Genomic DNA, 23,599 nt, shown 5'->3' with positions numbered 1-23,599 from the left:
CAACGTGCGACAGAAACAGCGGTTACGGTGCTACGGCACCAATGCACGCTGCAGAATAGCGGTGCTCTTCGTCGTTTTCCTCTCCGAACTGAGCCTGATCGACCGGGCAGGCTGTCTACAGCGGCATCGACCAATGTACCCGTCCACGAGTAGTTAGCCGCAGCAGCATCGAAGTGGAGCATGGCGGCTATCACCTCGAATTCCAGCGCCCATGCAGAAATTTGGAAAAGGAACCAACCTCCGGATTATACGTTCTCAAATAGGCAAATGGAAAGGAATGCACATGAACAACATCATCTATATTGTTGGATTGGTCGTTATTGTTATCGCGGTTTTATCTTTTTTCGGCCTCGGCTAAGCCAGGCGTGAGGACTGATGAGATCAGGTCTCCGATGCGAATGAGACTTGTCCGCAGGTTGCGGGCAATCGAGACATTTTTAGCAGACGCGCCTTAGCCTTGGGTCGGCCAGTTTGCCTCACTCGGCAGCTCAAGCGTGAAAACGCTACCCAATCCCGGACCATCACTCCACACAGATACATCGCCGCCGTGTAACTCCATGAGTTGGTTGACGAGGGCGAGGCCGATCCCAAGTCCCCCATGAGCATGATCCCGATGCTCTTCGACTTGCTCGAACATCCTGAAGATTGCACCAGCGGCCTCGGCACTGAGGCCGAGACCATTGTCAGTGACGCTGATGCGATAGGTGCGCGGATGCAAGTCCAGCGCTACCTCAATCTGACCGCCCATCGGCGTGTATTTTGCGGCATTATTCACGAGGTTTGAAACGCACTGTGTCAGCCGGACCTTGTCCGCGAATACTCTGCACGGCTGATCCGGAACGCTGACGGTCACCGCATGGTTTCGCTCCTCGATCGCCTGTCCGGTCATGTCCAGCGCAGAGTGAATGGCATCTCTCAAGTCAAAGTCAGATTTAACAAGATTGATTTTGCCCTGCGTTATCCGTGACACATCGAGCAGGTCGTCAACGAGCCTGATCATGTGGTCCATCTGTTGGTGCATGAGGCCATGGATCTGCTCCACCTTGCCAGCATCCGGCTTTCTCGAAAGAATTTTCAGCCCGCCATTGAGAGCGGCAAGTGGGTTGCGCAGTTCATGGACGAGAACCCCGATGAACTCGTTCTTACGATTGTCGGCGAGCTGAAGCGCGCGAGTCTGCACCTCGAGAAGGTCGCGCTGTTCGGAAATCATTTTACGCTGACGATAGAGCTCTGCAAAAATCTCTGCCTTGCTGCGCAGAATATCCGGCTCGATCGGTTTTTGAATAAAGTCGACGGCGCCCGCTTCATATCCCTGGAACCGCCGCTCGGCTGTGTGGGTACCGGCAGTCACGAAAATGATCGGAACCCGCCGTGTCCGCTCATTGCCTCGCATAAGTTCGGCAAGTTCGAAGCCGTTCAGTCCTGGCATCTGAACGTCGATCAGCGCCAGTGCCACATCATGTTGCAGCAGAAGTTCGAGAGCCTCATCGCCGGACCGCGCCTTCAATAGCATCAGCTCGTCGCGTTGTAGCAGAGCTTCCAGAGAAAGCAGGTTCTCTGGAAGGTCGTCAACCAAGAGGAATTTGACGTCAGTGTTCATTTTCGATGTTCTGCAAATAGGTTGAAATCTTGGACAAGGTCAAAACTTGAGCGCCTGGGCATGCGCGGATAGCGGCTTCAGGCATGGCCCGAGTGAAAGCCTCGGTCGGATCCTGAACGATTGCCGTTCCGCCAGAACGAACGACGGCCGAAAGGCCTTGGGAACCGTCATGATTGGCGCCTGTCAGGATAATCGCTGTCAGTTGGCTGCCCCAGGCGTCTGCCGCGCTCTCGAATGCCACGTCGATCGAGGGCCGCGAGAAGAGGACCTCTTCTTCGCTGGATAAAGCGACATGAGTTCGCCCCTCGAGCGACAAATGATAATTAGGGGGCGCGAAGTAGATGAACCCGGCTTCCACGGGCTCCTTGTCTTCCGCCTCAATCGCACGAAGCTGACATTTGAGGTCAAAAATCGCAGCGAGCACACTGCGTTTGTTTGGCGGTAAGTGCACCACGACGAAGATGGGATATGGATAAGTCGCAGGTAGTGGCGGCAATAGCACGGACAGAGCTTCGAGCGCCCCAGCAGAGGCGCCGATGATGATCGCACCGTTCGGATTGTCCTTCACGAGCCGATCCTCTGATAGATCTTCTCATCTCGGACGAACTCCCGGAAGCCATCGGCATGCGTTGAAAACCGCAGTGTTTCCTTCGAGCCCAGCCCGAGAAAGCCGTTGCGTGGCAGCGTATCCCGGAAAAGACCGACAGCCCTGTCCTGTAGATCCCGGTCGAAATAGATCATGACGTTCCGGCAGGAGACCAGTTGCATCTCACCAAAGACCTGGTCCGTCACGAGACTATGATCTGAGAACACGACATTGCGCCGCAGGCTTTTGTCCAGGACGCACCGGTTGTAGCCCGTCGTGTAATAGTCAGACAAAGATCCCTTGCCGCCGGAGTCACGATGGTTCTCGGTGAACAATCTGACCCGTTCGATGTCATAGATTCCGGCTTCCGCTTGGGCGAGGGCCTCTGGATTAATATCCGTCGCATAAAAGAGGGTTCGCTCCTCAAGCCCTTCCTCGCGAAAAAGGATGACAAAGGAATAGAGCTCTTCGCCCGAACTGCATCCGGCAATCCAGATCTTCAAGGAGGGGTAAGTGCGAAGATGCGGAACGACCTTCTCCCGGATCGCCGCGAAGTAGGACGGGTCGCGAAACATCTCGCTGACCTGGACCGTAAGGAAGCGGAGCATGTCGTCAAGCATCTCGGGATGATGAAGGACGCGCTCCTGCATGGCTGAGATGGTCGCAAAGCCCAACTGTTCGCGTGCCTGGCGCAACCGCCGCCGGATCGACGACATGGCGTAGCTGCGAAAGTCATAGTGGTAGCGATGATAAAGCGCCTCCAGCAGCAGCCGGATCTCAATATCCTCCACCTTTTCGAACGTCTCCGTCATTGCGGCATCCAGACCCGCACGAGAGACAGAAGCTTTTCGACGTCAAGCGGCTTTGCCATATAGTCATTGGCGCCGGCTTCAATGCAGCGTTTCTGATCGTCAGGCATTGCCTTGGCGGTCAAGGTGATGATCGGCAATTTCTGCCATGCTGAGTTCTTGCGGATGTGGCGGGTTGCGGTGAGGCCATCCATGACCGGCATCATTACATCCATCAGAACCAGATCGATCCGCCCGTCTGGGTTGCTTATCGATTGCTCCAGCTTTTCCAGCGCCTCCTCGCCGTTTCTGGCGATATCGACGATCACCCCGCGTGGTTCGAGGATGTTGGTCAGGGCGTAGACGTTGCGCACGTCGTCCTCGACGATCAGAATGCGGCGCCCTTCCAGCAGTTCATCGCGATTGCGCGCTTTGCGGATCATTTGCTGCTGCTCGTCCGGCAGCTCGGAGACCACCTGGTGCAGGAAGAGTGTGACCTCGTCGAGAAGACGCTCCGGCGATTTTGCACCCTTGATGATGATAGATTTCGAGTAGCGGCGAAGCCTCTGTTCTTCTTCGGACGAGAGGACGCGTCCGGTGTAGACGATGACAGGTGGGAAGGAATGCATGCCCGCTTCGCTCAACGTTTCCAGAAGCGCAAAGCCGGATGTATCTGGCAACGACAGATCCAGCACCATGCAGTCGAAGGTCTGTTCGGCCAGCAACGAGATGCACTCTGCCGCAGTCCCGGCCCCCACCGTTTCGACGTCATGCGACGACAGAAGTTTCGAGAGCGCGTCTCTTTGAACGGCGTTGTCTTCAACGATCAGCACGCGCCGCAGCGTTTGTTCGGCCTTTGCGCCTAGGGACTCGATCATCGACACCAGGTGATCGCGTTGTACGGGCTTCAGCGCATAGCCGACGGCGCCCAACGAGAGAGCCCGATCGGAATAATCCTCGGCGGAGAGGATGTGGATCGGAATATGGCGCGTCCGCACGTCACGCTTCAGGCGGTCAAGCACCGAAAGGCCGGATTGGTCCGGAAGACCGACATCGAGCAGGATGGCGTTCGGCAGATACTGATGGGCGAGTTCCAGGGCTTCTTGAGCGGTTCCGGCTACGAGCGCCTGGAACTTCAGCTCACGGGCGAGATCGCGCAGGATGAGTGCAAAGGATTGATCGTCCTCGACAATCAGCAGCTTGCGGGCCGTTGCCTCGGATGCTGCACGGTCGTCATCGACGATTGCGACGGCCTTTGGCTTTTGTGCAGTGATCTCTGCTTCCGTGCGGAAGACGGGTTCTGCAGCGGACGCGACGGGTGGGGCAAAATCCTGTTTCGGAGCGTGGACCAGCGCACTGTCGAACTCGGCCGGGATGATGACGGTGAACGTGCTGCCCTCGCCAAGCTGGCTTTGAAGCTGGAAGCGGCCTCCAAGCAAGCGCACGAGTTCGCGAGAAATCGACAAACCAAGCCCGGTGCCGCCGAACTTGCGGCTGATGGTGCTGTCCGCCTGATGGAAGGCTTCAAAGATCCGCTTTTGCTGCTCGTCCGCAATCCCGATGCCCGTGTCCTTGATCGAAAAGGCGACCTGGCTGTCATCGCGACGGCTAACAGTCAGCGAGACGCCGCCGTTTTCGGTGAACTTCAGCGCATTCGCCAAGAGGTTCTTGAGAACCTGCTCAAGGCGCTGCGGATCGGTCTGGATGACTGCGGGCACGCCCGCCTCGACCGAGACGTTGAACTGCAGACCCTTGTTGGTTGCGAGCGGTTCAAACATGTGACGAAGCCCATTGACGGTCCTCTCGATGGACACCGCTTCCGCATTTATCTCCACATGTCCTGCTTCGATCTTGGACAGGTCCAGGATGTCATTGATCAGGTTCAGCAGATCATTGCCCGATGACTGAATGGTCTGGGCGAATTGGACCTGTTGGGCAGTCAGATTGCCTTCGGAATTGTCAGCCAGGAGTTTGGCAAGTATCAGCGACGAATTCAGCGGTGTTCGCAGCTCATGCGACATGTTCGCGAGAAAGTCAGATTTGTAGCGGCTGGCGAGTTCCACTTCCTTCGCCTTGGCCTCGATGGCGTCTTTCGACCGTTCAAGATTGTCCCGCTGTCGTTCCAGTTCTTCCGCTTGCTCCTCGAGCTGCGAGTTGGTCTGTTCGAGTTCCGCCTGCTGCTGTTCCAGGCGTGTCTGTTGTTCGCGAAGTGCGCGCCCTTGTTCTTCCAGCTCCTCGTTTGAAACGCGCAGCTCCTCGCCCTGGACCTGCAGTTCCTCCGACTGACGCTGGGTCTCTTCCAAAAGTGCCTGGAGGCGGGTTCTGAATTCCGCCGAACGGATGGCGACGGCAATCAGCTCTGAGACCTGTTCAAAAAGCACCAGAGTCTGATCGCTGATCGGGGACAGGAAGCCGAGTTCGAAAACGCCTCGTATGTCCCCTTCGACGATCGCAGGCGCCAAGGCGAGGTATCGGGGCTTCTGCTGTCCAAGAGCTGAGCCGAAGTTGATGTAGCCATCCGGAACCTCGCCAACCGCGATCGGACGGTGATCCCGCAACACATGGCCGAACAAGCTGTCGTTTTGGCCAAAGCTCGTAGGCAGGATCACGTCTGCAGGTACGCCGTGGACGGCCATGCGATGAAAGCGGCCGGCATTTTCAACATAAATGGCACCTGCAACGGCACCGAGATAGTTGGTGAGGAAGCCCAGGATGTTTTCGCCAAGTTTCGCGATTTGCTGCTCACCGCTGACGGATGCAGCCAAGCCCAATTGTGCATCCCGCAACCACTGTTCGCGCTTCTGCGCCAGAGTGGATTTTCTCACCAGTGCGGAGATCGCGAGGGTCAGGACGATGCCAAGCAGCCCCGAAGCTAGCGCGCTCGCCCGGGCAATAATGTATGACGCATTCATCTCCTCAAGGCGCTGGCTCCGCTCTTCACCAGCCTCGTTACGCAGTTGGGAGATGACGTTGCGGATGCCGTCCATGTCGCTGCGGCCGCGGTCTGATTTTACAAGGGGCAACGCTTCGACGGACCCTCGTGTCTCGAAGACCTCCAGTGTTAGCGCCATCACTTCAAGTTTGGACGAGACAAACGCTCGGAGTTCCTCGACACTCCCACGTTCGCGCATCTCGGCTGTAGCAGCCGAGCTGATTGTGTCCATTCGGCTCTGAACCTGTGGGAGGGCACGGTGATATGGCGTGAGATAGGCCTCCTCCGAAGTTAGAAGAAAGCCACGCAGTGCCGTTTCTGCATCCTGTATGTCGATCAAAAGCAGGTCGAGTGCCACCACAAGACCATGCGTTTGTGTCACTCTTGCATTGCTGTCTCGGACGTTCTGGACTGTGTAAACGGTCAGCGCGGTGCTGATGACGAAGAAGAAGATTGCGGTCACTGCGCCGATCAGGGCGTTTCGCTCCAGACCGAGCATTTTGTTGCCTGTCAGTGCGGATATTTTTCTGTGCATCAGAAGGTCTCAAAATACTCGGTCAAATGATACTGTCACGTAAGAGTGACGGCGTCGGAGAAGGGAATCGGCTAGCGGGGTCGCAAAGCGTGTGGTTCCTGTGTCCCCTCCACTCCCGCCGATCACGTCAACTTGAATAGAGTGCTAGGTAGCAACAATTTGATAGGGAAAGCAACATTACGCTAAATATGGAACAAAATGAGTTGCTTGCCCTTCAAGGGTTGGCCCATTTGCCGCAACGTCACGCAAGGAAGCTCAGCGGCTTCACGGTGGAGCACGTTCAACCAGAGTTGGGTGCTGCTTTCAGTTACGACTGGACCAGCGACCTCCATTTCTGTGCCTATCATGACATTGTCCTGGAAGATGGAGGCATACGGGCAGGGGATCGATTGGAGGACAACCGCCGTGACCTCCGCCACACGCTGACCTATGTCCCGCGCGGTGCACGTGTCACTGGCTGGTCCGAACTCCAAAGACGGAACAACTCGTTCACAGCTATCTATTTTGACCCGGCCGCTATCCGGCAGGAACTGGACACTCGCTTCGCCGAACGTGTCGATGAGAAGGTTTATTACCGAAGCGACGAGGTCGCAGGATATCTGCGCCAATGGGCCGGCCTGCTAAAGCGAGATCATTCTGATGCTCTATACGAAGAAGCACTGGGCCTCATCACCATCCTGGCGATCCACAAAGCAACAATGCCGACATTGAGACAGCCGCCGCCCCTTGGCAGAGCGCCTCTGGCTCTTATCGACGAGTTTATTGAGGAGAACCTTGGCTCAGATCTCAGCCTGTCGAGCCTTGCTGAACTCGCGGGCCTAAGTCGGTTCCATTTCAGCAGGGCCTTCAAGGCGTCCACCGGAGAGACCCCATACCAGCACGTGCTCCGACGTCGAATGGAAAGGGCACGATTGCTCTTGGCCGCAGGAGAAATGCCCATCGACGAAATCGCTAGCAGGCTGGGCTTTCAGGATAGCGCGTATTTCCAGAGGACTTTCAAATCATGGGTGGGAATGAGTGTGAAGGAGTTCAGGGACCGGACGTAGATCGTCACTGAAGGCGTCACACGATTCGATAGATCGCCCAATACAGCAGATTATCTGTTTGCGGCTAGGCTATTGATGTTTGGTGCCAGCATCACTGGAATGAGCAGGTTTTAACCATTGAGAAATATAATCCTAGATTGTGGGATCAATTCGATTGGGCACGAGTTAGCAAGGTTCACCGCTGCGAAACCTTTGGAAGTAAAGTTGATGACGGAAGGTATATGGAATGACAGATAAGGCGGTCACTGTCATTGTTGTCGAGGACGAACCAATCGTGCGCATGGACATCGCAATGTCTCTTCAGGACGAGGGCTTCAACGTGCTCGAAGCCTCAAATGCCGACGACGCGATAGCACTTCTCAACGCGCATGCAGAGATTAGGCTCATGTTCACGGACATCGACATGCCTGGCAGCATGGACGGCTTGAAGCTTGCCGAGGCGGTGCGGGACAGGTGGCCTCCCGTCAAGATCATCATTGCCTCTGGCCAGCGCGATTTGAACGATGAACGTCTTCCTGTAGAGGGAAAGTTTTTCAGCAAGCCTTACGACCACGGTCAGGTGGTCTCAGCCATCAGACAAATGCTCGTCGCCTCGTAAGTCGCGCGTGTCGATCATCAGCGGTCGAAGAAGCCTTTGTACGTCCAACAGTTCGGATCCGGGTTCACGCCGACAGCGCCTTCGACCGAAAATCACCATTCACGCAGGGCTACCATCAAGTGACCTTGTGAGGACCTGGAATGCTGGCTGTTGCTGCTTCTCCTAAAGCTCGCGAATATCCTTTAGGCTGCCTCGGAACGTGGCGACAAGGCCGTCCGGCAAATAGCGCTTCTCGGCATCGCCGTTTCCAAGCAAGCCGAGCTGGATGAGGCGGGATCCAAAGCCACTGCGGACCGGCTCTGCAACGATAGGTCCGCCCGATTCCTTCCATGTTACGCTCAGCATTGGCTCTGACGAATCTGTCTCGATCTGCCATGAGAGGTCCACGCGCCCGTCAGGAAGAGACAGTGAACCATACTTCGCAGCATTGGTGGCGAGCTCGTGCAGCAGCATCGACATCGAGAGCGTCGCTCTCGGTCCAAGGTCCAGATCAGGACCATCCGCATGGATCCTTCCAGCATCGTCATGCAGGTCTAGTAACAGGCGAACCACGCGTCCGAGTGGGGCGGCTGTCCAGTTCTCCTGTAAAAGCTGATCGTGCGCCAGATCGAGTGCAGATATTCGCCGCTGAAATGCTTGTACCGCTTCTCTGTCAACGACCTTTTTGAGCGTTTGATTGGCGATTGCCTGGACCATCGAGAGCGTATTCTTCATCCGGTGCGAGATCTCCTTGTTCAGGAGATCCTGGCGGGCCTGCGCTGCTTCACGTTCGCGCAAAAGCTGCCGCAGCTCAAGCTGCCGCATGACCTGACGCGCGAGAACGCGTAGTGCGCTTTCCTGTAGCGGAGAGAGAGATCTCGGTTTGTAGTCCAAGACGCAGACGGTTCCGATAGCATGGCCAGCGTCCGTCTTCAGCAAAGCGCCGGCGTAAAACCTCAGATTTGGCGCATTGGTGACGAGTGGATTGCATGCGAAGCGCTCATCCTTCGTGGCATCCGGCACAATCAGGAATTCTTCCTCTAGTATCGCTTTTGCACAAAAAGAAGAATCGATTGGTGTTTCCCGTACCCCGAGGCCGACCTCCGCTTTGAAAAACTGTCGATTTCTGCCGATCAAGTTGACGACCGCGATCGGTGTTTCGCAGATCTGAGAAGCGAGTTCCGCGATGTCATCAAAATCGCGCTCACGCGGAGTGTCGAGCACATTGTAGGCTTCGAGAGCCTCAACTCGATCCGCTTCTCGATTATGCATGGTCACACGTCCAAACCCGATGTACTCAAACGAACCATGAGTGCCACCTCTGCCATCTAGATGCAATCGGCACGTATCAACGCTTGCCGGGGAGACCTTTCGACTAGCCGTTGCCGCAAGTGGGCGTAGGCCATCTGGCCCAAAAGTGGTACGCGCCGAATGGCATGGCCTTCTGTGGCTGAGGGGCCGTTCTTGCGGGTATCTTGGCGAGGAAACGTCGAGATCACCCCCATTCTTATGGGCTGCAAAGCGATCATGCAGCACGGGTAGCGTACTGTCGCCTTTCGGCCCCATAAAAGACATCGCTTGCGGGTCCCCAGCCAGCTTTGCGAGCCCCGCTCAAGCACGACGGATGGCCTGAAGAACAGCAGCCGAAATTGCTCAAGCTGTTGAGAAGGCGTCGCTTTTTTCTGTGAGAAACAGCCGCCGAATTTACGCGGAGAACCGGCCTAAAATGGCCTGCCTGGAGAACCTAGATTCTCACATTATTTCAAAGGCTTAACAAAATCGCCGTTGATTTTCCTCTGTTTTCCTGCCGCGAGCGACCGTGGATGCCATCTTTGTGCCCTGGCTTTGGGCCGACGTCAACATAGCGGGAGAGCGGCAATTATTTCCGCGCGGGAGCGCCAAGCCGGAGGCGAGGGGAGCATGTTCTCGTGGCAGCTTAGCGCCGTCATTTCGGTCGTTCGGTCTTCATTGCCCTCGCCTGGCAGCGGACATAGCGCGGGAGTGGCGTCACGCCGCATTCCCGACTTTTGGCGTCGACTACGGCAGAGAACATGACGTCGGCGACAAACGCTGCTGGCACAAAGGCACAGTGAAGCCCTTTTCTAGTCACTGGGCGAAAGGCTTCTTCCCACTCAAACATCCTCGTTCCGAACATGTCGCAGAAGGTACATCCCATAGAGAAAGTTTGGCAGGACGAGCAGTACAGGTAGGAGGAAGGCCCATCTGTCGACTTCGCCGCTCGACGCGGCACCGCTTGCCTCGCTGCCGGCAGAGATCGCGAATGTGCCGAAGTCCCACAGCGCATGATAGATGATCGCCGGCCAGATCGAGCCGGTGCGAACGAGAATGGCGATGAAGGCGAAGCCGCTCAGGGTCGCGGTAAAGGCCTGCAGCAAGGCGCTCAGGAATTCGCCCGTCGTCAATGCGTTGAGGATGTGGACGGAGCCGAACAGGATCGATGTCCAGATCATCGCGGGCCAGATCTTCACCCGGGTCCGCAGAGCCTCAAACAGCACACCACGGAACATTGTCTCCTCTGACAGGCCGACGAATGCGGTGCTGAGAAAGATCAGAAGCATCAAGCTCAACGGTGGCAAGCCGAGGAGGCCTGCCATGCTGAGGAACGCAATGACGTAAAGTGCCGGGAACCACATGATCCGAAGCGAGCTCATCGGGTCGGGCGCCCCGAATTTCATATCGCGCCAACCCGCCGTGATGATGACGAGGACGAGGAAGAGAAAGGCTGCGATAACGTTCCACAGTGGTCCCTTGGAAAGGCCTTCAATCAAGGACTGCTTTTGCCCGCCGCTCAGCCAGATCCCGCCGCCGATGGTGATCGCGGCCCAGAGCACGTAGACGATAAGGCTGAGAGGAAGACGGGCCTTTCCGTGCGCAAAATTCATGTCAACCTGCTCTTTGTTCACTTGCCTTTGCCGTGGCGATGCTCGGCATTGTTGCGCCTCTTCTCGGCATCTGGTCAGGTCCGTTTCCACATCGGCGGCACCATGTTTTTGCGCTTCACCGCCATGCGCAGGACCAAAAGGCCCGTCGCAGTACAGATGACGAGCGCGACAAGGCTCGCTTCCATCCCGAATTTTCCGCCGGTCAAAAGCTGCGGCCCTTCGATCACGGCCTTGAACAGGCCTGGCCGTTCGAAGGCGCCTGACACCGAGCCGGAGAAGATGCCGCCCTGGGTGAAGTTCCACGCGATGTGGGCGCCGATGCTCAACCAAAGCCTTCGCGTGACCAGATAAAGAGCGGCAAGCAGCAGGCCCGCCTCGATGGTGATGGCGAGCCCGCCGACGATATTGCCGTCTGGATTGCCGAGATGCATCATTCCGAAGATCAGCGCTGAGACCAGGAGGGCAATCCAGCTCCCCGCAAGCGCTTCGACATTGCGAAAGATCGTGCCCCGGTGCAGCAGTTCCTCGAAGACCCCCGAACTCAGTGCCATCGCCGCGGACGGGAGCATGAGAGAAGCGGGATTGATGCCGTCGATGCTGTAGACCCCGAGAAGCATCAGGATGACGACACACAGCGTATAGAGACCGGCACCTGAAAGCATGCCGAGGCCCAGTTCGCGGCCCATCGCCGACAGGGCCAGTTCGTCCACGGGGCGTCTTTCCACGATACGGACGAAAGCGACATAGACGGCAATAGCCAGCGCTGCCATCAAGGCCGCGCTTGCTATTGCCAGCAGAGGCCGATCGGCAAATTGTACGCTCCAGAACCCGTTGCTGATGCCCATCAACAGGAAGAGCAAGGGGCCGAGCAGAATGAGACGGGTCAGCGGAAATTGCAGGACCCGAAGCCAAAGCGCGGGTTTCGCCTCGCTGTCTTGCGCCGTGTCGGATGCATGCTTCGGATCAACGAAATCGGCCATGGCTACTTTGAAGCCTTCGCCCAGTCGGGAATATGCCAATCGATGCTGATGCTCTCTGTACAGGCATCGGAGAGCTTGCGCTCCGGTTTATCGATGAAGGCAACGCCCATATCGCCCACGCAAGGCTGGTAGGCCAAGGCGCCGTGGCCGGCTTCGGGGATCATGAAGACCTGCGCATTGGTCAGCTCTTCGGTTGCCACCTTCGCCCAACTTGCCGGCGTCTGACTGTCATAGAGGCTGCCGATCGAAAGCGTGGGTATGCCGCTCTTCACTGGCACCTGCCAGTTTTCGCGCTGGACCTGCTTGAAAGGGATGCAGGAGCCGAAGACGAAGCGTGCCATCTCGTCGGCGTCATCGCCGATATAGGGGTATTTCTGGGCGGCGGTGAATCTTTCGTAGCCTTCGAAGCTGTTGAACGGCAGGTCCTCCTGGCAGGCATAGTTGAAGAGATAGAGGTCACCAAAGAAGCCGTGTTCGGACTTCGCCACATCGCGCTGGATGATGGTAAAGGAGCCGGAGAGTTCGGCATCGCTCATGCCGTCGATCAGGGCGAGAAGCCTCGTGGTCGCGTCGCCGGTGGTATAGCTCGTGACGAAGCTCCTGAGACTGTCTTTCGAGGGTTTGGTGTTCTGTAGCGCCGTGTAATCGGACACGATCTTTGCGCCCTTGTCCGCATCGTCTCCCCGGGCGGCGATCAGCGCCTTTTCGAGTTCAGTATCGAACAGAGTGGCCACCGGTCCGTAGTTTTTGCTGGCATCGATCTCGTCGCGTAACTGTTCCATAACATTCTGATTGGAGCGATCGATCCGGGCGGAAATCGCCACATTGTCGGCGAGCGCGCCGATCAGCGCGCGCTGTGCCTTCGGCAGCATTGTCGCGGCCTTGGTCACGTCGTCATCGCCCGCCATTGGCATGACAAAGTCGAGCCCAACCAGCATGTCGACCGTCGGCATCTCCTTGCCCCGGTGGAGCTCGTAGATGAAGGCAGGCAGATACGGCGTCATCGAGAGGCGGCCATATTGTCCGTTGCGCTCTTCGAAGGGCCTGAAGATGGTGCGCGGCTCCATCGGCTTTCCCTGATGGATGACCTTGCCGGCTTTCGCTGCGTGCAGAGTGTCGATGATCACCTTGTCGAGGTCAGGGAAGGTGGCATTACAGCTCGCGTCCGCCTTGCATTGTTCGACGACGTGTTCGATCGGTTCACTGACCTTCTGCGCGAAGGTCTCGTAGAGCTTCACCCAGGAAGGAGCCACGCCGTCGATGATCACCGAGCGGATGCCCTCGGGCGCCACACGCATGGTCTCCAGCGCCAGCTTGCTGCCGTAGGACATGCCATACATGTTATAGCTCTCGTAGCCGAGGGCGCTGACGATAAGCGGCACGTCCTTGGCGTTCTCAGTCGTATTGTACTTTGAGATATCGATGCCGGCGGCTTCGACTTCTCTCAGGCAATCCGCGATCGTGTTGTTGCCGATATTGCTGCCATCGATCTCGGTCGTTGTGTAGTTCTTCTGGGCAATCAGTGCGGCGTTTGCAGCCAGCGCATTGAAGCACTTGACCGACTGGCCGGAAAGGCCGGCGGACCGCTGGTCCCAGAACACCACGTCTCGGGTCTTGCGAAAGGGCTCGAAGGTCTGGGCGAGCAGCGGGATCTGGCCGATCGAGCTGCCCCCTGGGCCCCCCTGCAGATAGACCACGGGATCGGCCTCAGGATAGAGCGAATGCGATTTCAGGATCGCGAATTCGAGGGTGATCTTCTTGCCGTCAGGCTTGGAGTGATCTTCCGGGACCTGCACGCTGCCACAGAAGACCGTATTTCCCTCGATCTCGTCTGCGGGCAGGGGCCTCGGGCAGAGGATTTGTGAGATCGGCTGCCCACCGGCTTCGCCGGCTTTCAGGCCCGCGAACTCGTCGCGGGCCTGGCCGGTGAGGACGCTGATCAACGCGAAGATGTCAGTGTAATTCATGAAAATCCCCCAATACCCGCCAACAGCCATGCCTAGTCTCAGAGGCGGCCGCCCCTCAGGTCGATCAATTCGCCGCTGTCACGCATCTTGCAGGTCATGTACTGGCGCCCGACTGCGGCCTCGATCATCCATTCATGCTTGCCCGGCGAGCGCGCCTTGGTGAAGTGGACCTGATGGGTGCCGACCGCGAAGTTGCGGGCCACGATCTGGGCGCAACCCTGATAGGCCATGGGTGGCGCCTTGGCAGCGGACGCCTGCTGGCGATGCGCCATCGAGTTCTCGCGCTCCCTGTCGCCGGCCTGATATCCTTCGGCATAGCCACGCGTGCGGTTCTGCTCCCAATAGGGATAGCCATGAACGCCGTCGCGATAGCCGCGCTCGAATTCCGCCGTCTCCTCACCGCCGCCAGGCTCATAGCCCTCCTCATAATGATGCTTGTTGTGGGCGAGAGCGGCGATGCCGAGAATGGCGATGGCTGCGGCGGCCGCGGCCGCCTTGTCCTTGTCGCTCATGCCGGCCTCAACCGGCTGGAGACCCATCTGAAAAGCCAGTGTCGTGGCAGCCAGCAATGCGATGATGCGTTTCATAGTCCCTCTCCTTTGCACTCGTCTGGTTCATGATCTTGATGTCTGCCGGTCGGCGATCCGCTCACCAAGCTTTCACGCGCCGTTCCGGCGGCACCCATTCCTTGTCGCCCTCCTTGATGTCGAAGGCCTCGTAAAACCCGTCGACATGCTTGAGCGCTGCCGTCGCGCGGTAGAAGCCGGGCGGATGCGCATTGCTCATGAAGACGCTGCGGATGGCCTCGTCCGTCACCTTCATCGCCCAGAACTGAGCCCAGGAGATGAAGCAGCGCTGCTCGGGTGTGAGGCCATCGATCGGGACATTTTCTTCCGGATGCTCCGCGAGGTAGTCCTTCAGCGCGTCGAATGCGAAGTTGATGCCGCCGACATCCGCCATGTTTTCGCCGACGCTGAGGGCACCGTTCAGCTTGAGGCCCGGCAGAACTTCATAGGCGCTCGCCTGTTCAATCAGTTTGGCGGCTTCCTTGTCGAAGGCGCTGGCGTCCTCGGGTTTCCACCAGTTGTTGAGATTGCCGTCGGCGTCATACAGCCGGCCCCGGCTGTCGAAGCCGTGGGTCATCTCATGGCCGAGCACCGCGCCGATGCGGCAGAAATAGGTGGCCGCATCCTTGTCCGCCTCGAAAGCCGCCGGTTGCAGGATCGCGGCGGGCACCTCAAAGCCGTTGATCTGCATGTCGTAGCCGGCATTGATGATCACGGGCAGCGTTGCGGTGGAATCCGCGAAGGCCTCGTGTTCCACCGGCTTGCCGAGTTTCGCATAGGAGCGCGCGGTATCGAAGGCATTGATCCGCATGATGTTGCCGACCAGATCGTCCGTGCGGATGTCGACGGTCGAATAGTCGATCCAGTTTTCCGGATAGCCGATCTTGTAAGAGAGTTTTTCAAGCTTTGTGAGGGCCGCTTTCTTGGTGTCGTCGTTGAGCCAGATCAGGCGCTTCATGCGGTTCTCGAAAGTCTGGTGAACACGCTCCACCATGTCTGTCGCCTTGACCTTGGTCTCCCCGGAGAAGTGGCGCTCGACATAGAGACGCGAAACGGGATGACCGATGTTGGCCTGCAGGCTCTGTTGGACGAGCTCCTCGCGCGGCGGGAGCCGGTCAATGCCAAAGACGATCCGGTTCCATTCGCGGGCACTGTCGTCGAAGCGTGTCCCAAGGAACGGCTTGAAGTGGTTGATCACCCTGACCTTGAGGTAGTCCTTGATGTCGGAGAGTGACTTGTCCGCCAGCACTCGCGAGAGGGTCGCTAGGTAGCGGGGTTGCGTCTGGACAATCGTTTCCGGCACCGCGACGTTGACGGCTGCGAGGATTTTCGTGAGATCGAGTGCCGGGATCTCGGCCTGAACAGCGTCGAACGGTTTGGGCTGGTAGCTGTTGTCCGGGTTCATCGATTCGACCGGTGTCAGCATTGCGCCATGCAGCTCGCGTTCCAGATCAGCTACCATGTCGACCACGGTCGCTGCCCGGGCGGTTTCGTATCCGGCCTGTTCCAGCACGGTCTTCAGGTTACCCCTCAGAGCAATATCGAGTGCCGAACCCGCCGGAGCCTCGTAGAGGTTTTCCTGATTGAAGATCAGGGAACCCTTGACGATGAAGAGCACCATCTTCGTCGTATCGGCCTGATCTGCCGAGGGAACGATGCCGACCAGGGGAACCTCTCCAGCAACGGAAACATAGTGCCCGAGATAGGTCGCGAGATCGTCGAGGCTCGCGATGGCGTCGATCCTGGCCAGTTCAGGCTCGATGGGCGCTATGCCCTTCGCGTCGAGGGCGGAAACATCCATGTAGGAGTTATAAAAAGCGCCGACCTGCTGCAGCGGACTTCCCTTTGTCGCGGTTGCGGATTTCTCCCCGGCCTCCGCGATCAGGTTCTTCATCTGCGCCGTCAGTCTCAGCCCCATGAAGTCGAAGGTCCCGATGCTGACGCGGTCTGCCGGCCGCTCGACGCGGTCCAGCCAGCCGCCCACCGCATAACGATAGAAATCGGTGCCCGGATCGACCGACATGTCCATATTGGTCACAGAGAACGATAGCTGGTCCGGGCCGATCTCTGGCACCGGAACCAATTCGGCCGCCTGCGCGGACATGGCGGCAGACAGGCACAGGAGGACGAGAGGCGTCAGGCGTTGCATGAGGATCCTCTTTTTGGTCAATGATGAAAACCTGTCGTGGCCGGGTCCTCCGCTCATAGTGCGGAGATCCGGTGCCGGAGCGAGCCGGCACCGTTAGGAAGCGGGCCTCACAGAGAGCCCTCATTCGTCATGGACATTACGTTGGCGACCACCCCGCTGTTGGAGACGAGGCAGTTCCACGGTGCCCGTGTCGGGCCAACACCGACGGTCACCTGCGAATTGGCTTCCGAGAAGATCATTTCGATGATCTCGACATCGCCATTGTTCGTCGTGTTGGAAACTGCGGCCAGACAGGCGCTACGGGCCGCCGGCGGCACGCTCTCGTCCATCAACCTCGGAGTAGCGGCAGCCGTGGGCGGCAGTTGCGATGTTCCGTCCGAGGTGCAGCCCGCAAGCAGCCCCAAAGCAAGGCAGATCGTTCCTGATGTCGTTATGAACCTGATCATGCGTCTCCCCTCCTGTTTTGCTTCATCAGGGCCTGATCGGGCTCAGTTGCTCACCTCGATCAGGAACCGTCCAGCCGCCCAGCCGGCATTGCTGCCATCAGGCCGGGAAACCCGGCACCAGCGTGTTTGTCCGGTCATGCGGCAGCCGCCATTGCGCAGGATCTCGCCATTGACCACGCGCGTCACGATCGGGCTCTGGGCACTCGGGCGGGTGCGGATGTTCAAGGCATCGCCGCGCGAAATGCCCGCCACCTGGAAGAAGTCCGGCCCGCCGGAAAGACCATCGGCGAAATCAGGCGAGGGCGGCGCAATCGGCCTGCCGCCGGTGACCTCGATGCGCAGCGTGAAGCGCGCCTGCTCATTGCGGCGCGCGGCATTGCGCATCAGGTAGACCTGCACGGTATAGTCTCCGCTGTCGGGCACGATGATGTCGGCAAAATCGCCGGAAATCGATCCGTTGAAGAGCGCTTCGCCGCCACTGGGGCCGAGAATGTTGAAGTAGTTGCTGCCGTTGGAACTGTCCATGGTGACGGCCAGCCGCTGGCCGCCGCGAACATTGATACGGTAGTTGATGCCTTCGTATCCGCGGACGGTACCCCGGATGGTCGTCGAGCTCTGGCCTCGGCTGAACTCGACACGTGCGCTGCGCTCCTGCGCCATTGCCGGCCCGGGGCCGCCATTTGCCATGACGATCAGCGTCACCGCAATCACACCACCGACGAACGCACGCCACAAACGCATCGGACATCTCCCACTGGGAAGGCTTCGAACGGTTGCCTTGCAACCTCTCGCTGTCCTCAGACTGGCATGCTCAAAGCTTGCAAACCAGTGAATTAAATTAGTCTAATATGAGAAGGTCTCATGGTTACACCAGTTTCAGCCGCTCCTTGGGCGCGATGCGTTCCGATTTGCCGAGCTCCAGCTTGAACCAGCGCAGCAAGGCATCGAGCGCCGGCTCGGACCGGCGGCTTTCCTTGATGCAGAGGTGGTAATCCTCATGCGTCGGAAGCCCGGCCCCGTCGAGAAGCGTCAGACGGCCAGCCTTGATTTCGGGCTCGACGAGAAAATCGGGAACGAGTGCCGCCCCCAGCTCCTCGCGAACCATATCCAGCGCAATCACATAATGTGAGGCGAAGAGCCATCGGCCATCGAGGGGAAGAAGATCGGCCCGCCCGGTGTGCCGCCCATAGGCCTGCCAGTCCGAACCGATTTTGCCGGGCTGCAATTCGGTTGTGATGTAGCTGAAGGTCCTCTTCCGCCCGGCAACCGCTGCGGATACCACGGGTATCAGATACTCCGGCCACAGAAGCTGTGCGTGATAGCCGCGATCCTTGGGGAGTGTCGTTACGAAGGCGTCTCCCGTGGCATCGGTAAGCTCGGGGTCCTGCGCATACATCATGATCTGCAAATCGATATCCGGATGCGCCGCATAGAAGGAGTGCAGCCGAGGCACGAGCCATGCCTGGGCGAAACTGCTGCAGATGGCGAGCCTCACCCGATCGCGGGTGCCGCCGATCGCCTCGGCCAGCGAACGGTCGATCTCGGCAAAGGCCGGCTGGAGGCGCCGTGCGAGATCGCGACCGGCGTCCGTCAACGCGATGCCCCGGCCCTTTTTCTGGATCAGCCGTTCGCCGACAATCTCCCCGAGCAGGCGCAACTGGTGGCTGACGGCACTCTGCGTGACGCCCAGTTCCTCTGCTGCCGCAGCCACGGACAGATGGCGTGAAACCGTCTCAAAAGTGTGTAAGGCGCGCAGGTTATGCCGGAAATCCATGCTGTTGTCCTTCTGGCTACATTCGAACAGGCGTCTTCCCTATCGCCATCTGCTCATGCAAGCAGGGATGGCGAGGCACGTGTTCCCACGTTCCATGAGAGTTTTTTGAAATACAAGAAGGAAACTCATTGGACACCCGGGATAGGTCCTGAAATGGTCGGTTCCATCGCTATTGTGAACGAGAGATCGGCAATGACGAAAACGGTTGAGGGCAGGCGTCTCTTCATGACGGGGATCTCGGCACTGGCCGTGCTCTCGGGTCCCGCCAGGGGGCTGGCCGGCGAGGTGATGAAGGACGTCGCCGCGCTCAAGCCTGGCGAATTCACATGGCATGCGGAGAGGCAGCGCACTGGCCCGGTGGCCATCGTCGTCTCCCTTCTGGAACAGCGCGTGCATGTTTATCGCAACGGCATCCGCATCGCCGTCTCCACCTGTTCGACCGGCAAGCCGGGGCACGAGACGCCTACGGGCGTGTTTGTGGTGCTGCAGAAGGACAAGCACCACAAGTCGAGCACCTATAACGATGCACCGATGCCGAACATGAACCGGCTGACCTGGTCCGGGATCGCGCTTCATGCCGGCAATCTGCCGGGCTACCCGGCGTCGCACGGATGCGTGCGCCTGCCCATGACCTTTTCCGAACGGCTCTTCGACATCACCCATCTCGGCACACCCGTCATCATCTCGGGTGCTGCCGCAGATCCGCAGGAACTCACTCATCCCGGCATGGTGCTCGGTGCCTATGCGGCCCGCGAATTCGGCGATGCCGTGACGGCGCTACGCGGCAAGCAGCGTCCGAACGACTGGACGGACCTGAAGAAGCAGCCGGTCGTTTCCGTTATCATGTCGACCTTCGATAGCAGGGCTTTGCTGGTCGAAAACTCCGAGATCCGCGCCGAGGGCCGGATCACGGTGAGCGGCAGGGACAAGTTTGGGAGCCATGTGTTCCTGCTCGACGACATCAACGACGCTGTACTGGGCATGCGCTGGATCGCGTTTGCCAATCCTAACGAGGACGAGGGCGTGGTCAGCACGTCCGCAAACCTCCTCTCCCGTATTTCTGCAGACCCATCCTTTGTATCTGCCATGCAGAGGGTCCTGCATCCCGGCGCAATCCTGATCCTGACCGACGCCCCACTCGCGCCAGACAGCCGAACGGGAGAGGATTTCGTGATCATGAGTTAATTGGGTTCGTGAACAAATCAGGGCGATCTGACGGTTGGTCGCCGTGGCATGTCCCCATAGTGGCGGTGATCGATTCAGCGACCAATACGGCGCCGAGTGCCTGCCTCTCGCAGATTGAAGCTCGAATCTGACAGTCTGCCTTCGGCCCCGTCATCTAACCGAAGGTGCGCGTTCTCCCTGTGGCCAATGGTGGCCATAGGAGAACTTAAATGGGTATCTCACAATATGATCCTGGCGCACTGGGTCGACCGGCCTGGAACGCAGGCAAGCAAGTTGGCGTCAAGAAGCCTCTAAAGCAGCGCCAAATCTGGGCAGTCCGCTTCTTCCTCGACCGTGAAGGAAGGATACGAGATCGGGCGCTTTTTGATCTTGCCATCGACAGCAAGCTCCGTGGCTGCGATCTGGTAAAGCTGAAAATCGGGACACTCGTCACCGGCCACGACATTCGAACTCGAGCGATGGTCGTCCAGCAGAAGACTGGACGACCCGTGCAGTTCGAAATTACGACCGAGGTCAGAGCCAGTCTGCTTGCCTGGCTTCAGCGAAGGGGAGGAACAGTCGATGACTATGCCTTTCCCAGTCGCGTCGGCTACGCTGATCATCTCAGCACTCGGCAATACGCCCGGCTGGTCGATGAGTGGGTGACTGCGATTGGGCTGCGACGGGAGGATTACGGTACGCATTCCCTGCGGCGAACGAAGGCTGCCATGATCTACAAGGCCACCGGCAATCTTCGAGCGATCCAGATATTGCTTGGCCATACCAAGATCGAGAACACAGTCAGATATCTCGGCGTCGACATTGAGGATGCACTGGAACTGGCCGAGCGGACTGAAATCTAACGGGCGTCCTCAAGTTCAGGCTGAGGGCTGTGCTTGAGGACACAGACGTCTGTTGTCCGCTTCTGTTCTCGGTGCAATAGAAGCGGACAATCCGCTTACGGCCCCAAAGCAGACCTTCTTTTGACTGGAAAGACCTCGCGTTATCGCCTTGCAGTGCGCGCGACTAAGCCGAGGACAAGCTCCATTCTGCACCACGGCAACCAGATTGGTTCCTATCCTCCGCATTGCATTTATGCCTGCCGAAGGCAATATAATCAACTTCTCGTAGGATTCACGATAAGAGGAATTATAATAAAAGCTGAGTCCTTATGAAAAAGGTCAATCAAATCGAGTCATTTACCACTTTTATTCTATAAATTATTTTCATTTGCTCAACACCTAAGCTTTTCGTATATTTTGAAGACCTACGCTCTACGGAAGCTGGTTCGGTAGTGCAGCCGAGGATACGCGTTTCTTATGGAGGTCGTCATGGTTAAGGACAATGAACCGTTTGCGCAGAAACGTCGGCTACTGGAGGCGATGAGCGAGGTTCCGGAAGTCGCAGTTGCGCGACCACATCACGCACCTTCTTCGATGAAAGCGATCTCCTCATCCATGGATATCTTCATGAGTGAGCATGACGAACTACGAGCAAAAATTGTCACTCTAGAAGAGCGCCTTGCGATTTCGGAGTCGCTGGTTGATGAACTTAGGAGAGAACTTACGCGGAGGGATGGTCGCTCGTTCGGAGAGGGAGATCCTTTAGGCGTCGAAGAATCAATCTCTCTTGGGAGATTCCTAATCGATCGCCGTGACTGGTAACGGATCAACCATCTGCTGAGCGCGCTCCTTTGGCAGCCAGCCTCTTGTAAAACCGACGCTCATGGCACCGGACGTCAACCGCAATTGCTCATGCAAATGATGGCAATCGCCGAGGACCGCGGACAGCGCTTTACGAGCATCTCCGCCGAACAGCTTGAGAACCTCTTCGACCTCATTGGGCTGCTCTTCCATACATGGGGTCACTGCTTGCATGGCTCTTCCTCTATCGGCTTCTTCCGAGCGAACACATAGACCGACTGGCGAGTAGCCATGCCGCCGAAGGTACGGCGCCTCTGGGCTTCATTTTTCTCCCGCCACGCTCGCGCTTTGGCAACCTCGGCAAGTGCATTTGCAACGACATCATTCGTGCTCGTAGTGGTCATGTTTCACCTCGTCTGTTCTCTTTATGTTCTCATCTTCATGATGTAGTGTCAACTATTCGTCGTTGAAGGGGAGCGGCTCCTTCGGCGGTGGAAAAATTGAATCCTTTGGCCCTCGGCGGGGGCGCGAACGAGAGTAGCCATGGCAAGCCGCAAACAGCGTTGGACAAAAACCCTTTTGAACGCACGTTTTCCCCACCACGTCATCATTCCCTGGCCTGAAAGCCGCAGCGTTCAGGAACGACTGCCGATCATTTACGAAGCCAGTGCGTTGGGCGTGGGACACACGCGGCTCATTTCCTATGAAGCGGATGCGACCTGGCTGCTGCACAGCTTCGCCGACCGCGACATCGCCCTTCGCTTCCGTGCTTGTCATCGGGGCGAAATGATCGAACTATCTGAAATCGATCACCTGGGATGGTGGAGGCCAGCGGAGGACGGCATGTGCAATCTCTACAACATCAGCACCAACCAAGAGGCCATGCGTGCGCTGGGCAAGGTTGCGAACGATATCCTCGGCAATCTCGAGCCAACGATCGATGTGTATCCGGACCGTCCAGCACCCGTCGTGCGCAATACGCCTGGCGGCCGCGAACTCGCCGCTTTGACGTGGGGAATGCCGTCACCAAGTTTCGTGACCAAAGGGAACCCGGACACGGGTGTCACTAATATCCGCAATATCGAATCCAGACACTGGCAACCTTGGCGGAGTGTCGAGCACCGCTGCCTTGTCCCCTGGACAACGTTTTGCGAATGGGAAGATACGAAGCCCAGGAAAACGAAGCGCTGGTTCGCGATCAACGAGGAGAAGCCACTGGCCTTCTTCGCCGGGGTCTGGACGACGTGGACTGGTGTCCGTGGCTCACAGAAAACGCCGCGGCCAGGCACCCACGAGCTTTTCGGTTTCTTGACGTGTGAACCGAACGAAGTTGTCGCCCCCATTCACCCGAAGGCGATGCCAGTCATTCTCACCACAGAAGAAGAGCGCGAGACCTGGATGACAGCACCGTGGGACGACGCACTCAAATTGCAACGACCGTTTCCGGCAGCAGACATGATCCTGCTTCCTCTTGCTGGCTAGTTTTTGAGATGCTTGCGATGTTCGTCAGCAACATAGCGTGCTTCGACCTCCGCCATGTTGATAAGATAGGCAAGCAGAGTGTGGCCGTTGTCGTCGGCCAACTCCATCAGGCTCTGCAGGCGCTCCGCAACTTCGTCTAGCCGCCTGATGGCTTGCACCCGTTCTTCTGTTGTCCATCCTTGCGGAGATGAAGCACGGCCATTTCGATCAGATAGCATAGGAATTCGTACCTGCTTTCCTTTGCAAGATTCAAAGCAGCTTGCAGCATGTCAGCGATCAACTCGTCATGTTTCATGACAGTCCCCCCAATCTCGCCGCATGTAGACTTTATCATAAATTAGTAAGACTAATCTCCCGTAGAACTAGAGGGGTTTTGATGAGGCTGTCAGCGAATAGCCATCAAACCTATGGATTGAACGACATTACCAGCACGCCCCGAAACGCTGATATGCGACTGTCTT

Annotated in this window: 22 protein-coding genes; 6 read left to right on the top strand and 16 right to left on the bottom strand. The window is 57.8% G+C overall.

Features of this window, described 5'->3' with window-relative positions:
• Positions 1-451: 451 nt before the first annotated feature.
• From SJY08_RS16880 to SJY08_RS16865, 4 genes are read right to left on the bottom strand one after another with little or no spacing between them, the layout of a single operon-like run.
• A complete protein-coding gene (locus SJY08_RS16880; protein ID WP_377277057.1) occupies positions 452-1,600 on the bottom strand; it encodes an ATP-binding protein in 1,149 nt (382 codons plus the stop codon).
• Positions 1,590-2,168 (bottom strand): chemotaxis protein CheB, encoded by a 579-nt coding sequence (locus SJY08_RS16875; protein WP_191192710.1) that lies wholly within the window; start codon positions 2,166-2,168, stop codon positions 1,590-1,592. Before SJY08_RS16875 ends, SJY08_RS16880 begins: the two co-directional genes overlap by 11 nt.
• Positions 2,165-2,998 (bottom strand): CheR family methyltransferase, encoded by an 834-nt coding sequence (locus tag SJY08_RS16870; protein ID WP_377277054.1) that lies wholly within the window; start codon positions 2,996-2,998, stop codon positions 2,165-2,167. Before SJY08_RS16870 ends, SJY08_RS16875 begins: the two co-directional genes overlap by 4 nt.
• Positions 2,995-6,441 carry a response regulator gene (locus SJY08_RS16865; protein ID WP_377277052.1) on the bottom strand — a complete coding sequence of 1,149 codons (3,447 nt, stop codon included), beginning with the start codon at positions 6,439-6,441 and terminating at the stop codon, positions 2,995-2,997. The genes SJY08_RS16870 and SJY08_RS16865 overlap by 4 nt, the downstream gene beginning before the upstream one ends.
• A gap of 188 nt (positions 6,442-6,629) precedes the next feature.
• On the opposite strand from SJY08_RS16865, the gene SJY08_RS16860 reads away from it, so the two are divergent.
• Together SJY08_RS16860 and SJY08_RS16855 are read left to right on the top strand one after the other, a co-directional pair.
• Positions 6,630-7,487 carry a helix-turn-helix transcriptional regulator gene (locus tag SJY08_RS16860; RefSeq protein ID WP_377277050.1) on the top strand — a complete coding sequence of 286 codons (858 nt, stop codon included), beginning with the start codon at positions 6,630-6,632 and terminating at the stop codon, positions 7,485-7,487.
• A gap of 226 nt (positions 7,488-7,713) precedes the next feature.
• A complete protein-coding gene (locus SJY08_RS16855; RefSeq protein WP_377277048.1) occupies positions 7,714-8,085 on the top strand; it encodes a response regulator in 372 nt (123 codons plus the stop codon).
• A gap of 162 nt (positions 8,086-8,247) precedes the next feature.
• Here the strand turns inward: SJY08_RS16855 and SJY08_RS16850 are convergent, their stop codons facing one another.
• The 9 genes from SJY08_RS16850 to SJY08_RS16810 form a co-directional block, all read right to left on the bottom strand.
• Complete coding sequence (locus SJY08_RS16850; RefSeq protein ID WP_377277046.1) at positions 8,248-9,336, bottom strand: sensor histidine kinase; 1,089 nt, start codon at positions 9,334-9,336, stop codon at positions 8,248-8,250.
• 860 nt (positions 9,337-10,196) lie between these two features.
• Positions 10,197-10,967 carry a CPBP family intramembrane glutamic endopeptidase gene (locus tag SJY08_RS16845; RefSeq protein ID WP_377277044.1) on the bottom strand — a complete coding sequence of 257 codons (771 nt, stop codon included), beginning with the start codon at positions 10,965-10,967 and terminating at the stop codon, positions 10,197-10,199.
• Between the two features lie 74 nt (positions 10,968-11,041).
• Entirely contained in the window at positions 11,042-11,947 is a 906-nt protein-coding gene (locus tag SJY08_RS16840) for a CPBP family intramembrane glutamic endopeptidase (protein WP_377277042.1), read from the bottom strand.
• A 2-nt stretch (positions 11,948-11,949) separates the two neighbouring features.
• Positions 11,950-13,914: an alpha/beta hydrolase gene (locus SJY08_RS16835; protein WP_377277040.1), complete on the bottom strand. Its 1,965-nt coding sequence runs from the start codon at positions 13,912-13,914 to the stop codon at positions 11,950-11,952.
• Between the two features lie 38 nt (positions 13,915-13,952).
• Entirely contained in the window at positions 13,953-14,501 is a 549-nt protein-coding gene (locus SJY08_RS16830; protein WP_377277038.1) for a hypothetical protein, read from the bottom strand.
• Positions 14,502-14,562: 61 nt separating this feature from the next.
• A complete protein-coding gene (locus SJY08_RS16825) occupies positions 14,563-16,629 on the bottom strand; it encodes a M13 family metallopeptidase (RefSeq protein ID WP_377277036.1) in 2,067 nt (688 codons plus the stop codon).
• Positions 16,630-16,736: 107 nt separating this feature from the next.
• Positions 16,737-17,075: a hypothetical protein gene (locus tag SJY08_RS16820; RefSeq protein WP_377277034.1), complete on the bottom strand. Its 339-nt coding sequence runs from the start codon at positions 17,073-17,075 to the stop codon at positions 16,737-16,739.
• Between the two features lie 42 nt (positions 17,076-17,117).
• The gene (locus tag SJY08_RS16815; RefSeq protein WP_377277032.1) at positions 17,118-17,816 is read right to left on the bottom strand and encodes an SH3 domain-containing protein; all 699 of its coding nucleotides are present in this window, start codon (positions 17,814-17,816) and stop codon (positions 17,118-17,120) included.
• Between the two features lie 124 nt (positions 17,817-17,940).
• The gene (locus SJY08_RS16810; protein ID WP_377277030.1) at positions 17,941-18,849 is read right to left on the bottom strand and encodes a LysR family transcriptional regulator; all 909 of its coding nucleotides are present in this window, start codon (positions 18,847-18,849) and stop codon (positions 17,941-17,943) included.
• Between the two features lie 192 nt (positions 18,850-19,041).
• Here SJY08_RS16810 and SJY08_RS16805 point away from each other — a divergent pair, with 192 nt between their 5' ends.
• The 3 genes from SJY08_RS16805 (at position 19,042) to SJY08_RS16795 (ending at position 21,677) form a co-directional block, all read left to right on the top strand.
• Positions 19,042-20,034, top strand: coding sequence for a L,D-transpeptidase (locus SJY08_RS16805; protein ID WP_377277028.1), 993 nt, complete (start codon positions 19,042-19,044; stop codon positions 20,032-20,034).
• A gap of 209 nt (positions 20,035-20,243) precedes the next feature.
• Entirely contained in the window at positions 20,244-20,876 is a 633-nt protein-coding gene (locus SJY08_RS16800) for a tyrosine-type recombinase/integrase (RefSeq protein ID WP_377277026.1), read from the top strand.
• A gap of 468 nt (positions 20,877-21,344) precedes the next feature.
• Positions 21,345-21,677 carry a hypothetical protein gene (locus SJY08_RS16795; RefSeq protein WP_377277024.1) on the top strand — a complete coding sequence of 111 codons (333 nt, stop codon included), beginning with the start codon at positions 21,345-21,347 and terminating at the stop codon, positions 21,675-21,677.
• Here the strand turns inward: SJY08_RS16795 and SJY08_RS16790 are convergent.
• Positions 21,654-21,890: a hypothetical protein gene (locus SJY08_RS16790; RefSeq protein WP_377277022.1), complete on the bottom strand. Its 237-nt coding sequence runs from the start codon at positions 21,888-21,890 to the stop codon at positions 21,654-21,656. The two genes, SJY08_RS16795 and SJY08_RS16790, sit on opposite strands and share 24 nt — an antisense overlap.
• The gene (locus tag SJY08_RS16785) at positions 21,878-22,060 is read right to left on the bottom strand and encodes a hypothetical protein (protein ID WP_377277020.1); all 183 of its coding nucleotides are present in this window, start codon (positions 22,058-22,060) and stop codon (positions 21,878-21,880) included. Before SJY08_RS16785 ends, SJY08_RS16790 begins: the two co-directional genes overlap by 13 nt.
• Before the next feature lie 439 nt (positions 22,061-22,499).
• On the opposite strand from SJY08_RS16785, the gene SJY08_RS16780 reads away from it, so the two are divergent.
• The gene (locus tag SJY08_RS16780) at positions 22,500-23,138 is read left to right on the top strand and encodes an SOS response-associated peptidase (protein WP_377278643.1); all 639 of its coding nucleotides are present in this window, start codon (positions 22,500-22,502) and stop codon (positions 23,136-23,138) included.
• Here SJY08_RS16780 and SJY08_RS16775 read toward each other — a convergent pair.
• Positions 23,135-23,296 carry a hypothetical protein gene (locus SJY08_RS16775; RefSeq protein ID WP_377277018.1) on the bottom strand — a complete coding sequence of 54 codons (162 nt, stop codon included), beginning with the start codon at positions 23,294-23,296 and terminating at the stop codon, positions 23,135-23,137. The genes SJY08_RS16780 and SJY08_RS16775 overlap by 4 nt on opposite strands.
• Positions 23,297-23,599 lie beyond the last annotated feature (303 nt).

Origin of the sequence: Rhizobium sp. R86522, assembly GCF_042466255.1 — a bacterium.
Classification (GTDB): domain Bacteria; phylum Pseudomonadota; class Alphaproteobacteria; order Rhizobiales; family Rhizobiaceae; genus Allorhizobium.
This window is presented reverse-complemented; position numbering and strand designations above follow the sequence as displayed.

Coding starts and splice junctions, on each gene's coding strand:
- SJY08_RS16880 (WP_377277057.1), bottom strand. CDS start 1,600: ATGAACACTGACGTCAAATTCCTCTTGGTTGACGACCTTCCAGAGAAC.
- SJY08_RS16870 (WP_377277054.1), bottom strand. CDS start 2,998: ATGACGGAGACGTTCGAAAAGGTGGAGGATATTGAGATCCGGCTGCTG.
- SJY08_RS16865 (WP_377277052.1), bottom strand. CDS start 6,441: ATGCACAGAAAAATATCCGCACTGACAGGCAACAAAATGCTCGGTCTG.
- SJY08_RS16860 (WP_377277050.1), top strand. CDS start 6,630: ATGGAACAAAATGAGTTGCTTGCCCTTCAAGGGTTGGCCCATTTGCCG.
- SJY08_RS16855 (WP_377277048.1), top strand. CDS start 7,714: ATGACAGATAAGGCGGTCACTGTCATTGTTGTCGAGGACGAACCAATC.
- SJY08_RS16850 (WP_377277046.1), bottom strand. CDS start 9,336: ATGCATAATCGAGAAGCGGATCGAGTTGAGGCTCTCGAAGCCTACAAT.
- SJY08_RS16845 (WP_377277044.1), bottom strand. CDS start 10,967: ATGAATTTTGCGCACGGAAAGGCCCGTCTTCCTCTCAGCCTTATCGTC.
- SJY08_RS16840 (WP_377277042.1), bottom strand. CDS start 11,947: ATGGCCGATTTCGTTGATCCGAAGCATGCATCCGACACGGCGCAAGAC.
- SJY08_RS16835 (WP_377277040.1), bottom strand. CDS start 13,914: ATGAATTACACTGACATCTTCGCGTTGATCAGCGTCCTCACCGGCCAG.
- SJY08_RS16830 (WP_377277038.1), bottom strand. CDS start 14,501: ATGAAACGCATCATCGCATTGCTGGCTGCCACGACACTGGCTTTTCAG.
- SJY08_RS16825 (WP_377277036.1), bottom strand. CDS start 16,629: ATGCAACGCCTGACGCCTCTCGTCCTCCTGTGCCTGTCTGCCGCCATG.
- SJY08_RS16820 (WP_377277034.1), bottom strand. CDS start 17,075: ATGATCAGGTTCATAACGACATCAGGAACGATCTGCCTTGCTTTGGGG.
- SJY08_RS16815 (WP_377277032.1), bottom strand. CDS start 17,816: ATGCGTTTGTGGCGTGCGTTCGTCGGTGGTGTGATTGCGGTGACGCTG.
- SJY08_RS16810 (WP_377277030.1), bottom strand. CDS start 18,849: ATGGATTTCCGGCATAACCTGCGCGCCTTACACACTTTTGAGACGGTT.
- SJY08_RS16805 (WP_377277028.1), top strand. CDS start 19,042: ATGACGAAAACGGTTGAGGGCAGGCGTCTCTTCATGACGGGGATCTCG.
- SJY08_RS16800 (WP_377277026.1), top strand. CDS start 20,244: ATGGGTATCTCACAATATGATCCTGGCGCACTGGGTCGACCGGCCTGG.
- SJY08_RS16795 (WP_377277024.1), top strand. CDS start 21,345: ATGGTTAAGGACAATGAACCGTTTGCGCAGAAACGTCGGCTACTGGAG.
- SJY08_RS16790 (WP_377277022.1), bottom strand. CDS start 21,890: ATGCAAGCAGTGACCCCATGTATGGAAGAGCAGCCCAATGAGGTCGAA.
- SJY08_RS16785 (WP_377277020.1), bottom strand. CDS start 22,060: ATGACCACTACGAGCACGAATGATGTCGTTGCAAATGCACTTGCCGAG.
- SJY08_RS16780 (WP_377278643.1), top strand. CDS start 22,500: ATGTGCAATCTCTACAACATCAGCACCAACCAAGAGGCCATGCGTGCG.